Origin of the sequence: Cellulomonas gelida, from assembly GCF_006538725.1 — a bacterium.
GTDB lineage: Bacteria > Actinomycetota > Actinomycetes > Actinomycetales > Cellulomonadaceae > Cellulomonas > Cellulomonas gelida.
In genome coordinates this window covers 43,219-55,367 of sequence record NZ_BJLQ01000004.1, presented here as the reverse complement: position 1 = coordinate 55,367, position 12,149 = coordinate 43,219, and the positions used below count along the sequence as shown (strand labels likewise).

11 protein-coding genes are annotated in these 12,149 nt (G+C 73.9%); 8 read left to right on the top strand and 3 right to left on the bottom strand.

Annotated elements, in window-relative coordinates; genetic code table 11:
- The first annotated feature begins 46 nt into the window (after positions 1-46).
- The 6 genes from CGE01nite_RS02925 to CGE01nite_RS02900 all read left to right on the top strand — a co-directional run bounded on the left by CGE01nite_RS02925 (position 47) and on the right by CGE01nite_RS02900 (position 8,520).
- The gene (locus tag CGE01nite_RS02925) at positions 47-2,005 is read left to right on the top strand and encodes an Ig-like domain repeat protein (RefSeq protein WP_141368880.1); all 1,959 of its coding nucleotides are present in this window, start codon (positions 47-49) and stop codon (positions 2,003-2,005) included.
- Between the two features lie 186 nt (positions 2,006-2,191).
- Positions 2,192-3,517, top strand: coding sequence for a homoserine dehydrogenase (locus CGE01nite_RS02920; RefSeq protein ID WP_048342979.1), 1,326 nt, complete (start codon positions 2,192-2,194; stop codon positions 3,515-3,517).
- Positions 3,517-4,608, top strand: a complete 1,092-nt coding sequence (thrC, locus tag CGE01nite_RS02915) for a threonine synthase (protein WP_141368878.1) — start codon at positions 3,517-3,519, stop codon at positions 4,606-4,608. The genes CGE01nite_RS02920 and thrC overlap by 1 nt, the downstream gene beginning before the upstream one ends.
- 10 nt (positions 4,609-4,618) lie before the next feature.
- Positions 4,619-5,617, top strand: a complete 999-nt coding sequence (gene thrB, locus CGE01nite_RS02910) for a homoserine kinase (protein ID WP_141368876.1) — start codon at positions 4,619-4,621, stop codon at positions 5,615-5,617.
- 374 nt (positions 5,618-5,991) lie between these two features.
- The gene (rho, locus tag CGE01nite_RS02905) at positions 5,992-7,878 is read left to right on the top strand and encodes a transcription termination factor Rho (protein ID WP_229747339.1); all 1,887 of its coding nucleotides are present in this window, start codon (positions 5,992-5,994) and stop codon (positions 7,876-7,878) included.
- 117 nt (positions 7,879-7,995) lie between these two features.
- On the top strand, positions 7,996-8,520 hold the full coding sequence (locus CGE01nite_RS02900) for a putative type II toxin-antitoxin system PemK/MazF family toxin (RefSeq protein WP_053071643.1): 525 nt from the start codon (positions 7,996-7,998) through the stop codon (positions 8,518-8,520).
- A 65-nt stretch (positions 8,521-8,585) separates the two neighbouring features.
- Here CGE01nite_RS02900 and CGE01nite_RS02895 read toward each other — a convergent pair whose 3' ends face one another.
- Both CGE01nite_RS02895 and CGE01nite_RS02890 read right to left on the bottom strand, forming a co-directional pair.
- Positions 8,586-9,170, bottom strand: coding sequence for an NADPH-dependent FMN reductase (locus CGE01nite_RS02895; RefSeq protein WP_048342975.1), 585 nt, complete (start codon positions 9,168-9,170; stop codon positions 8,586-8,588).
- Entirely contained in the window at positions 9,167-9,799 is a 633-nt protein-coding gene (locus tag CGE01nite_RS02890) for a DinB family protein (RefSeq protein WP_141368872.1), read from the bottom strand. The genes CGE01nite_RS02895 and CGE01nite_RS02890 overlap by 4 nt, the downstream gene beginning before the upstream one ends.
- A 194-nt stretch (positions 9,800-9,993) precedes the next feature.
- Between CGE01nite_RS02890 and CGE01nite_RS02885 the strand changes: the two genes are divergently transcribed.
- The gene (locus tag CGE01nite_RS02885; RefSeq protein WP_141368870.1) at positions 9,994-10,368 is read left to right on the top strand and encodes a TfoX/Sxy family protein; all 375 of its coding nucleotides are present in this window, start codon (positions 9,994-9,996) and stop codon (positions 10,366-10,368) included.
- Positions 10,369-10,440: 72 nt separating this feature from the next.
- On the opposite strand, the gene CGE01nite_RS02880 is transcribed toward CGE01nite_RS02885, so the two are convergent.
- Complete coding sequence (locus tag CGE01nite_RS02880; RefSeq protein WP_141368868.1) at positions 10,441-11,640, bottom strand: glycosyltransferase family 4 protein; 1,200 nt, start codon at positions 11,638-11,640, stop codon at positions 10,441-10,443.
- A gap of 198 nt (positions 11,641-11,838) precedes the next feature.
- On the opposite strand from CGE01nite_RS02880, the gene rpmE reads away from it, so the two are divergent.
- Positions 11,839-12,051, top strand: coding sequence for a 50S ribosomal protein L31 (gene rpmE / locus CGE01nite_RS02875; RefSeq protein ID WP_048342972.1), 213 nt, complete (start codon positions 11,839-11,841; stop codon positions 12,049-12,051).
- The last annotated feature ends 98 nt before the right edge of the window (positions 12,052-12,149 follow it).

Genomic DNA, 12,149 nt, shown 5'->3' with positions numbered 1-12,149 from the left:
CCAGCGCGCCCTGACCAGTCCTGCGGCGCACGACGAAGGGACTCGGATGTTCACACGTACCGCCACCCGCGGTCAGGCCTGGACTCGGCGCCTCGTGGCCGCCGCCACGGCCACCGCCCTCGGAGCCACCGCCCTGGTCGCCGCTGCGGCCGTCCCGGCGAGCGCCGCGGACGCGCCCCGCGTGGTGTCCTCGGGGAGCCTCACGTGGGGCTTCAAGCAGAGCTTCCGCACGTACGTCGCGAGTGGGCTGAACACCGAGCCGGTCGGTGAGCGCGTGGTGCTGACCGCGCCCGCGACGTTCGCCGAGCCCGGCGTCGGGGAGGCCCGCCCGTACGTGTTCCCGGTGAACGCCGGGTCGTTCGACCCCGCGGCGCTGACGCTCGACTCCGACGGCGGGGTCACCTACAGCTTCCCCTCGCACTACTTCACGATCTCGCTGAGCGACGTGCGCATCGGGACGGTCGGCACCCAGGCCGTCGTGACGGCCGACGCGCGCACCGTCGTCACGTCGGACTTCGGCGAGTTCGAGGCCGGCGAGTACCAGGCGGACGACGTCGCGATCGCGAACATCGGCCACCTCGCGGTGACGACGAGCGCCACCGGCGCGACGTTCACCGGCACGCAGCTCACGTTGACCGCGGCGGGCCGCGCCGCCGTGCCGCTCTACCCCGTGGGTGAGGTCCTCGACGACATCTCGGGCTCGCTCGAGACCGCGACGCCCACGGTCGCGGTCTCGCGGACGAGCTTCGAGCGCGACGGATCGGCGACCGTGACGGTCGAGGGCTCGGGCTTCGTCCCGCAGGCGTCGCTCGCGGCCCGACCCCCGCTCGCAGGCAAGCCTGGCGGTGCCTACGTGGCGTTCGGGTACTTCGCCACGACGTGGCGTCCGTCGCAGGGCGCCACGTCGGCGAGCCGTCCCGCCGCCGCCACGGCGTGGGCCGTCCTGGCCGCGGACGTCCCGACGATCGGCGGCGCGGCGAGCGGCGGCGTCGAGCTGCGCCCCGACGGCACGTTCACCGCGACCCTCACGGTCGACCGCGCCGCGGCGCTCGCCGCCGCGGCCGGCAAGGTCAGCGCGGGCCGGTTCGGCATCTACACCTACCCGGGCGGCAGCGCGGCCACGCCCGCGTTCGAGACCTTCACGCCCGTCGAGTTCTCGAAGCTCGGCACCGAGGTCGTCGCGAGCAGCTCCCGCTCCGTCGTCGGTGCGCTGCCGGTCGTACGGGCCACGGTCTCCGCGGTCGACGCCTCGGCGCCCGTCGGGGACGTCGAGGTGCGGGACGCCAAGGGCGTCGTGCGCGGCCGGGGCGTCGTCGCGGACGGTGCCGTGACGGTGGCGCTCGACAAGCCGCTGGCGGCCGGCACCCACACGATGACCGTCGCGTTCCTCGGCGACATCGACTACGCCCCGGCGACGACGAGCGCCGTCGTGACGGTCGCCAAGGGCGCCGCCAAGGTCGCCGCGACCTGGCCGTCGCTCACGCACGGCAGGTCGGCGAAGGTGGCGGTGACCGTCACCGGACCGGTGGCCGCGACGGGCAAGGTCACGCTCCTGCACGGCACCAAGGTCCTGGCGACCGGCACGCTCTCGGGCGGCAAGGCCTCGCTCACGGTGCCGAAGACCCTCGCGGCGGGCTCCCGCACGCTGACCGTCTCCTACGGCGGCAGCAGCCAGCTCGACGCAGCCAAGGTGAGCTCGAAGCGCACGGTGGCCAAGGCGACCAGCGCGGTCACCGCCAAGGCCGCGACGGTCACGACCACGGTGCGCGGCACGGTCGTCGTGACCGTGAAGGCGACCGGCACGGTGCCGACGGGCAAGGCGACGGTCCAGGTCACGCGCAACGGCAGGTCCTACGCCACGAAGACGGTCACGCTGCAGGGCGGCACCCGCACGGTCACGCTGCCGAAGCTCACGACCAAGGGCACGTACACGGTGAAGGTGACCTACGCGGGCTCGTCGAACGTCAAGGCGTCGAGCAGGACGGTCTCGCTCAAGGTCGTCTGAGCGGACTCCCGCAGGACGCAGGGGCGGTCGGGGTCTCCCGACCGCCCCTGCGGCGTCCCGGCGCCGCGCGCGTGGACCCCACGTGCGGGGCGACGACGCCGCGTCCTGCCGACCGGACGTCCGCACGGGCGGTCGCGCGCGCGCCCTATCCTGTGCGCAGTTCCCGACGAGAGCACCGGAGGTCGTGTGCCCGCCCCCCTGAAGGTCGCCCTGCTCGGTTGCGGGGTCGTCGGCACGCAGGTCGCCCGGCGTCTGCTCGAGCACGCCGAGGAGCTCGCGCCGCGCGTCGGCACGTCGCTCGAGCTCGTCGGGATCGCGGTCCGCGACGCTGCCGCACCGCGTGAGGGCGTGACCGGGACGCCGCTCGCCGACCTGCTGACCGACGACGCCGAGTCGCTCGTCGACGGCGCGGACGTCGTGGTCGAGGTGATGGGCGGCATCGAGCCGGCCCGCTCGCTGATCCTGCGCGCGATCGAGCACGGCGCGAGCGTGGTCACCGCCAACAAGGCGCTGCTCGCGCAGGACGGCCCGACGCTCTACAAGGCCGCGGACGCGGCGGGTGTCGACCTGTACTTCGAGGCCGCGGTGGCCGGTGCGATCCCGATCGTCCGCCCGGTGCGCGAGTCGCTCGCGGGCGACCAGGTGCAGCGCGTGCTGGGCATCGTCAACGGGACCACCAACTACGTGCTCGACCGCATGGCGACCGAGGGCCTCGAGCTCGAGCAGGCCGTCAAGGAGGCGCAGGCGCTCGGCTACGCGGAGGCGGACCCGACCGCGGACGTCGAGGGGTTCGACGCGGCGGCCAAGGCCGCGATCCTCGCGTCGCTCGCGTTCCACACCCGCGTCTCGATCGACGACGTCGCACGCGAGGGCATCACGTCCGTGACCGCCGCCGACGTCGCGTGGGCGAAGCGCACGGGCCACACGATCAAGCTGCTCGCGATCGCCGAGCGCAACACGTCCGACGACGTCGCGGGCATCCAGGTGCGCGTGCACCCCGCACTCGTGCCTGACGAGCACCCGCTCGCCGGTGTGCGCGGCGCGTTCAACGCGGTGTTCGTCGAGGCCGAGGCCGCCGGCGAGCTCATGTTCTACGGGCGCGGCGCGGGCGGCGCGCCCACCGCGTCGGCCGTCCTGGGAGACCTCGTCTCCGTCGCGCGGCACCGCGTGCTCGGCGGGCGCGGACCGGTCGAGTCGTCGTACGCGGCGCTGCCCGTGCTGCCGGCCGACGCCGCGCGCACGCGCTTCCAGGTGCGCCTGGACGTCGACGACCGCCCGGGCGTGCTCGCACAGGTCGCGGCGGCCCTCGCCGAGCACGACGTGTCGATCGAGGCGGTCCGGCAGAGCGCGGACGGCCGGGCCGACGGCAGCGGCGACGGCACGGACCTCGCGCGCCTGCTCATCACCACCCACGCCGCGCCCGAGCGCGCGCTCGCGGCCACGGTGGCCGCGCTCACCGACCTCGACGTCGTGCGTGACGTCGTGTCCGTCCTGCGAGTCGAAGGAGCCTGATGGCCCACCAGTGGCGCGGCGTCATCGCCGAGTACGCCGACCGCCTGCCCGCGCACCTCACGACCCACCCGGTCACGCTGTACGAGGGCGGCACGCCCCTGATCGCCGCGCCCGCCCTCAGCGTGCGCACCGGTGCAGACGTGTACGTGAAGTTCGAGGGCATGAACCCGACGGGCTCGTTCAAGGACCGCGGCATGACGACCGCGATCTCGGCGGCGGCCGCGCGCGGCGCGAAGGCGGTCGTGTGCGCGTCGACGGGCAACACGTCGGCCTCGGCGGCGGCGTACGCGACGCGCGCGGGCATGGTGTGCGCGGTGCTCGTGCCGGACGGCAAGATCGCGATGGGCAAGCTCAGCCAGGCCGTCGCGCACGGGGCGCGCCTGCTGCAGGTCGACGGCAACTTCGACGACTGCCTGATCGCGGCCCGCAAGCTCGCCGAGTCCTACCCGGTCGAGCTCGTGAACTCGGTGAACCCCGACCGCATCCAGGGCCAGAAGACCGGCGCGTTCGAGATCGTCGACGCGCTCGGCGACGCACCCGACATCCACGTCCTGCCGGTCGGCAACGCGGGCAACATCACCGCCTACTGGAAGGGCTTCCGCGAGTACGCGGGCCTCGACGACGGCGCGGCTCACGGCGCGGTCGCGACCCGCACGCCGGTCATGTGGGGCTTCCAGGCCGCGGGTGCCGCGCCGATCGTGCTCGGTCACCCCGTCGACGAGCCCGAGACGATCGCGACCGCGATCCGCATCGGCAACCCCGCGTCGTGGAAGCAGGCCGAGGAGGCGCGCGACGTCTCGGGCGGCCTCATCGAGTCGGTGACCGACGAGGAGATCCTGCGCGCCCACCGCGTGCTGTCGGCCGAGGTCGGCGTGTTCGTCGAGCCCGCGTCCGCCGCGGGTGTCGCGGGTCTGCTGCGCCTCTCCGACGAGGGCCGCGTGCCCGCCGGTGCGCGCATCACGATCACGGTGACGGGCCACGGCCTGAAGGACCCGCAGTGGGCGCTGCGTCGCCCGGACGGCGGCGACGTGGACCTCGTGCGCGTGAGCGCGGACGTCGTGTCCATCGCCGACGCGCTCGGCCTGGGCTGAGGCGACGGTCGTGCGACTGCGGGCCGACCGTGTCCGGGTGCGCGTCCCGGCGACCTCGGCGAACCTCGGGCCGGGCTACGACGCGATGGGCGTCGCCCTGGCCCTGCACGACGAGCTCGAGGTGCGCGCCGTCGCGTCCGCGGGCGTGGAGGTCGTGGTCGAGGGCGAGGGTGCCGGCACGGTGCCTGACGACGAGCGCCACCTCGTCGTGCGCGCGATCCGCGTCGCGCTCGACCACGTGGGCGCTCCTCAGGCGGGCCTCGCGCTGACCTGCCGCAACGCCATCCCGCACGGACGCGGCCTCGGCTCGTCGGCGGCGGCCGTCGTCGCGGGCATCGTCGCGGCACGCGGCCTGATCTCCGAGCCCGAGGCGCTCGACGACGCGACCGTGCTCGCGCTCGCGACGCAGATGGAGGGGCACCCGGACAACGCCGCACCGGCGATCCTCGGCGGTGCGACCGTCGCGTGGACCAACGCCACCGGCGGGGTCGGGGCGACGCAGGTCGAGGTGCACCTCGACATCGCACCCGTCGTCATGATCCCGCCGACGCACCTGTCGACGAAGGCCGCGCGCGACGTGCTGCCCGCACACGTCCCGCACGCCGACGCCGCGTTCCAGGCCGGCCGTTCCGCGCTGCTCGTCCAGGCGCTCGGTCGTCGGCCGGACCTGCTGCTCGACGCGACGGTCGACAAGCTCCATCAGGAGTACCGGCGCGCGGTCATGCCGGACTCGCTCGCGCTCGTCGACGCGCTGCGTGCGCGGGGGGTCGCGGCGGTCGTCTCGGGCGCCGGGCCGACCGTGCTCGCGCTCGCGCGCCGCCTCGAGGACGCCTCGGCGCCGGGCGCGGGAGCCGCCGCCGGAGCCGACGACGAGCGGGCCCGGGGCACCGACGCGGACGCGGCGATCGCCGAGGCGTTCGGTGGCGTCCTGGGCGGCTGGATCATCCGTCCGCTCGCGGTCGACCCGTCCGGGGCGCGGCTCGTGGTGGGCGAGCACCCGATCGGGTGACGGCCGTGGCCGGAGGTCATCCGGGCGGTCGGTGAGGTCGACAGTGGTAGCATCGTCGCGTTCCCCGGACCACATCCTCCGGGTCGCGCGCCGCTCCTGAACAGGTCAGCTCCTCTCCAGGTCCGCGGCCGTGCCTCAGGCGAGTCGACCATCCGGGAACACCCCAGCCTGAACGTGTCGCCGACATTGTCGTGAGTCGCGCGTGTGGCTTCCAGCACCGCCTCGCTGACGGGTGAACCGCATCCGACGACGAGACGCCGGCCGTCGCCCGAGAACCGGGCGAGGCCTCCGACGAGGGGGAAGGGTCCTTCGTGACAGACACCAACCAGACCGGCGGGTCGATCGCGGCGCTCCGGCTGCCCGAGCTCCAGGCCATGGCCTCGGGGCTGGGCGTCAAGGGCACCTCGAAGATGCGCAAGGGCGACCTGGTCGAGGCGATCAACGCCGCCCGCGGCGGATCGCGCTCCCGCGCCCTCGACGCGCGACGTGAGCAGGCCGTCGCCCCCGTCAAGGAGCAGATGACCGAGGCCCCGGCCGCACCGCCCGCCGAGACCGGCGAGCAGCGCGGCGAGGGTGCCGAGCGTCGCCCGCAGCGGTCGCGCGGCGCACGCCGTGAGCAGGGACCGGCCACCGACGCACTCGCCGGTCTCGAGGCCGCGCTCGACGCCAAGGTCGCCTCGGCCGAGGCCCCGGAGCGCGCGAGCCGCGGCGACGACCGCGCGCAGCGTGCGGCGGAGGCCGTCGAAGCCGTGGGCGAGCAGGGCGAGCGTCGGTCGCGTCGTGCGGGCCGCGGGTCGGGTGCTCCCGACACGCAGGGCGACGGCGAGCGTCAGGGCCAGCGCAACCAGCAGCGCGGGCAGGGCGAGCAGCCGCGTCAGGCCGGCCAGCAGAACGCGCCGGGCGCCCAGGGTGCCGGCGCCCCGAACGGCCAGGGCGGGCAGGACGACGACGAGGAGCGCGGCGGTCGTCGTCGCCGCTCGCGTGACCGCTACCGCGACCGGGACCGCAAGCGCGGTCGTACCGGCGGTCGCACCGGTCAGCCGGACCTGTCGGGCCTCGACGAGATCGAGCTCGCCGACGACGACGTGCTGCTGCCGGTCGCGGGCATCCTCGACATCCTCGACAGCTACGCGTTCGTGCGGACCACGGGCTACCTGCCCGGCCCGAACGACGTGTACGTCTCGCTCGGCCAGGTCAAGAAGAGCGGCCTGCGCCGCGGCGACGCGATCACGGGTGCGGTGCGCCAGCCCCGCGAGGGCGAGCAGCCCGCGCAGGGCAACCGGCCGAACAAGTTCAACGCGCTCGTGCGCCTGGACTCGGTCAACGGCCTGTCGCCCGACGAGGCCCGCGAGCGGCCTGAGTTCACCAAGCTCACGCCGCTGTACCCGCAGGAGCGGCTGCGCCTCGAGACGCCCGACCCGGGCCGTCTGACGCCGCGCGTGATCGACATCGTCGCCCCGATCGGCAAGGGTCAGCGCGGCCTCATCGTCGCGCCGCCCAAGGCCGGCAAGACGATCATCATGCAGCAGATCGCGAACGCGATCACCACGAACAACCCCGAGGTCCACCTCATGGTCGTGCTCGTCGACGAGCGCCCTGAGGAGGTCACGGACATGGAGCGGACGGTCAAGGGCGAGGTCATCGCCTCGACGTTCGACCGCCCCGCCTCGGACCACACGATCGTCGCCGAGCTCGCGATCGAGCGCGCCAAGCGTCTCGTGGAGCTCGGCCAGGACGTCGTGGTGCTGCTCGACTCGATCACGCGTCTGTCGCGCGCCTACAACCTGGCCGCGCCGGCATCGGGCCGCATCCTGTCGGGTGGTGTCGACGCCTCCGCGCTCTACCCGCCGAAGAAGTTCTTCGGCGCCGCGCGCAACATCGAGAACGGTGGCTCGCTGACGATCCTCGGGTCCGCGCTCGTCGAGACCGGCTCCAAGATGGACGAGGTCATCTTCGAGGAGTTCAAGGGCACCGGGAACATGGAGCTGCGCCTGTCCCGCTCGCTCGCGGACAAGCGCATCTTCCCGGCGGTCGACGTCAACGCGTCGGGCACGCGCCGCGAGGAGCTCCTCATGTCGCGCGACGAGCTGCAGATCGTCTACAAGCTGCGCAGGGTGCTCGGTGCGCTCGACCAGCAGCAGGCGATCGAGCTGCTCACGGGCAAGATCAAGGAGACGAAGTCCAACGTGGAGTTCCTCCTGCAGGTCCAGAAGACCACCCCGGGCAGCTGGGGCCAGGAGAACGCGGGCCGCACGGTCTGACCTCCGCTCACCGACGACGAAGGCCGCGCCCACCCCGGGTCGCGGCCTTCGTCGTGCCCGTCCCATCTCGGGGCGTGCGGGGCTCAAGGCTGACGGCGGGGTCGTCGATGCAGTCGCATGCGCACGATGCCCTGGAGCTCGCCGACCGTGACCGAGCCCGACGACGGGCTCGTCGCGGCGGTGGTCGAGACGCTGCAGCAGTGGTTCGCCGACCTCACGACCCCGCAACGATCGGCCGGCGTGGCCGTGCTCGTGCTCGTGCTGCTCATCCTGCGCGCGCTCGTGCGCCGGAAGCGGCGCGGTGGATCCCGCCGGGGCCGCCGCGCCCCGCGCCCCGGGGAGGTCTGGTACGCCCTGGTGCCGTTCGACGACGGCACGGGCGCCAAGGACCGCCCCGTCCTGGTGCTGCGCCGCTCCGGCCGCCACGTCGTCGTCGCGCGGTTCACCTCCCAGGACAAGAGCGGTCGTCGGGACCACGTGCGCGCGCCGGCGGGGCTGCCGGGCATGCTCGTCGCGGGGTGGCTCGACCTGACGCCGCGCACGCTGCGCCCGCGCGCGTTCCGCCGCTGCGTGGGCGACGCGGGTGAGGCTCTGGTCGCGTGGCACGACTCCGTGCGCGAGGAGGCCGGCATCCCCGCCTGACGGCGACGCGGCCCGCACCCGCCCTGGCGTGACCGGCGGCGCGACCTGGGGCGGGGAGGAGCCCGTCAGTCGCGGTCGCCGATGTGACCCGGCGCCGTGACCGACAGGACGCGCTCGACGAACGCGGCGTACTCCTCCATGTAGTGGCGCAGGAAGTCCGCGGTCGACTCGTCGTGCACGGTCCCGTCGTCGCCGTAGTGCTCGGGCCGGAACGTCAGGTAGACCTCGGGCGCGTTGAGCTGGGGGGCGTTGAGGAAGCTCAGCACGCTGCGCATCGACGACTGCATGACCGCGGTGCCGATCGCACCGATCGACGCCCCGACGATCCCCGTGGGCTTGCGCGCGAACGAGTTGGTGCCCCACGGGCGTGAGCCCCAGTCGATCGCGTTCTTGAGCGCGCCGGGGATGGAGCGGTTGTACTCGGGGCTGACGAACAGGATGCCGTCGGAGGACTCGATCGCCTCCTTGAGCGCTCGAGCCACGGGCGGGTAGTCCTGGTCGTGGTCGGCGCTGTACAGCGGCAGGTCGCGGATGGCGATCTCGCTGAACTCGAGCGACGGGGGAGCCAGCCCGATCAGTGCGCGAGACAGCACGCGGTTGATCGAGGTGCTCGACAGGCTGCCGACGAAGTAGCCGATCCGGTAGGTCATGGCGTACCCCTGGGTGTGGTGGCGAACGAGTCGGCGAGCGCGCGCAGGTCGCGCACGTAGTCGGCCCAGTCCTGAGCGGACTGCTCAGGGACGTTCAGCGCCTGCGGGCGCAGGCCGACCGCGCCGTCGAGGAGCTCGCGGACGATGTCGGCGTGCCCGGCGTGCCGGGTCAGGTCGCTCGTGACGTGCACCACGACCTCGCGCAGCGTGACCTGTGCCCGCGCGGCGGGCCACCACGGCACCCGGCCGACCAGCTCCAGCGGGGCGCTCGCCAGCAGCTCGTCCGCGAACGCCCACACCGACCGGTACAGCTCGACCAGGGACGGCACGGACTCCTGCGCGGTCGCCCACATGTCGGCGTTCACGGGCGCGTCGTCGTGCATCCACTCGAAGTCCGGCCCGGTCCACGCGCGCCCGAACGTCGGGCCGAAGTAGCCGATCTTCACGCTCGTGGCGTGCTTGACCAGGCCGAGCAGGTTGGTGCCCGTCGGCGTCGTCGGCCAGCGCGCGTCGCGCTCGGACAGGCCGTCGAGCTTCCAGACGAGCGACTCGCGCGCGTCCGTGAGGTAGCGCAGCAGCACCGCCCGCTCGTCGGCGACCGTGCCCGCGGCGCGCTCGGTGGTCGTCATCGTTCCTCCGGTCCTGCGGCGGGAGTACTCCCAATCTGGGCCCTCGCACCGACCTCCGCATCCTGGGGGTGGCCACTGACACGCCCGCGGTCCCGCACACCGAGAGCGCAGCGTCACGTCGCCCAGCCGGGCGTCTTCCGCGTCGGCGCCCCCGAGGGCACCATGGTCCGGACGCGACGGGACGAGGGGGACCGATGGTCGACGAGGCACTGGGGGCACGCGTGCGGGCTGCGCTCGCGGACCACCTGCGGGCGCGCGCCGCCGGAGCGGGGTCGCGGGACGACGAGCCCGTGGTCACGGAGAAGCGCATGTTCGGCGGGCTGGCGTTCCTGCTCGACGGCAGGATGGCGGTCGTCGTGAGCACGCGCTCGGGCGGGCTCATGGTGCGCGTCCCGCTCGAGCACCGGGGTGAGCTCCTCGCGAGCGCGGGGGTGCGGCCGATGCAGATGCGCGGGTCGGACCTGCGCGGGTGGGTCGTGGTCGACACGGCCGAGCTCGTCGACGACGCGGTGCTCGGCCGGTGGGTCGCGATCGGCGCGCGGACCGCTGCGTCCGTGCCCGCACGCTGAACGCTGCCTCCGTGCCCGCCGGCTGACCCCGCGCTGACCGCACGTGCGGGGCCCGCGCAGGCGATGCTTCCGTCAGAGCGCCGCGCGTGCTGCGGCGAGCGCTGCCCGGTAGCCCCGCTCGACCTCGTCGGCGATCCGCGGCGTGTCGAACCGTGCCGCCGCGGATCGCTGGCGCTGGGCGATCTCGGCCCGTCCCTGCGGGTCGTCGACCCACCGGCCGAGCGTGCGCGCGAACGTCGCGGTGTCGGCCGGGTCGAGCAGCTGGCGCTCGAGGCCCGCCATGGTCGTGCGGTAGCCGGGGTTGTCGCCGGCGAGGACCACGCCGCGTGCGGCCGCGAGCGCCTCGACGACGGAGATGCCGAAGCTCTCGCCACCCGTGGACGGCAGCGCGACGACGTCCGCGTCGGCCAGCAGCGCGGCCTTGTCCTCCTCGGCGACGAAGCCGGGCAGGTCGACGTTGGTCAGCCCTTCGCGCGCGACCGTCGCCGCGAGCTCGTCGTGCAGCGGTCCCCGCCCCGCGAGCGTGAGCGTCCAGGGCCGTTGCGTGCCCGCGCGGGTCATCGCGACGGCCGCGGCGAGCAGCTCGCGCGGGCCCTTGCGCGGCACCAGACGCCCCAGGAACACGATGCGCACGGGGCGGTCGGGCGACGGCCCGTCGGGCGACGGCCCGTCGGGCGATGGCTCGTCTGGTGATGGCTCGTCTGGTGATGGCCGGAACCGCGCGACGTCGACCGGGTTCCCGAGCACCGTCGTCGGCACCCCGAACGTCGCCCGGGCGAACGCCGAGGCGGCCTCCGACGTCGCGAACACGGTGCCGAACCGGCGCAGGCGCCGCCGTTCGACGAGCCCGAGCACGCGCGTGCCGGCCGTCACCCACCACGAGTGCGGGTAGATGTGGAACGTCCCGACGACCGCGGTGCGCGCCGGCGCGGCCGAGACCAGCGCGCCGGCGAGCACGGGGGAGTAGGGCATCTGCACATGAAGGACGTCGAACGGCACCCGGGCGAGCAGGTCGCGGACCTGGGCGCGTGACGCGGGCAGCGGCGTGTTGAGCCGGTTGCCGTTGAACGTCACCCCGACGTTGCGCCCGATGACGTGCAGGTTCGGCAGGTCGGTGCGCACGGTCGTGGACGCGATGTAGTGCACCTCGTGCCCGCGTCGCGTGAGCTCGGCCCCGAGCGTCAGGACGTACTGCTGCACGCCGTCGGGACGGTCGAGGTTGTCGTCGATGACGAGCCCGACGACGAGGCGCTCACGGTGGGGGGACGGCACCTGAGCATCCTAGAGAGGGCGGGCGGGCCGGGTGCCGACGGCTCACGCCCGCCGGACGCGGCGGCCGCGGGTGGGTCCACGTCACCGGGGAAGATTTCGAGCGCGCGTCTCGTTCTGGCATGATGGTTCGCTGGTCTGCGGTTCACCCGCGCGCGCCTCGCGCCGGGACCCGGAGACATCCCACCAAGGAGAGCTCTCGTGAAGTCTGACATCCACCCCGAGTACGTCGTCACCGAGGTGACGTGCACGTGCGGCAGCACGTTCGTCACCCGCAGCACCGTGACGAGCGGCAAGATCCACGCCGACGTCTGCAGCGCCTGCCACCCGTTCTACACGGGCAAGCAGAAGATCCTCGACACCGGTGGCCGCGTGGCCCGGTTCGAGGCGCGCTACGGCAAGAAGGCCAACTAGCACCTTCGCAGCGCCGGTGCCCGGCGCGGACGACTGCCCTCCATGGCAGTGTCCGCGAGGGCACCGGCGCTGCGTCGTTCCCGGGGTGCGTCGCGTGC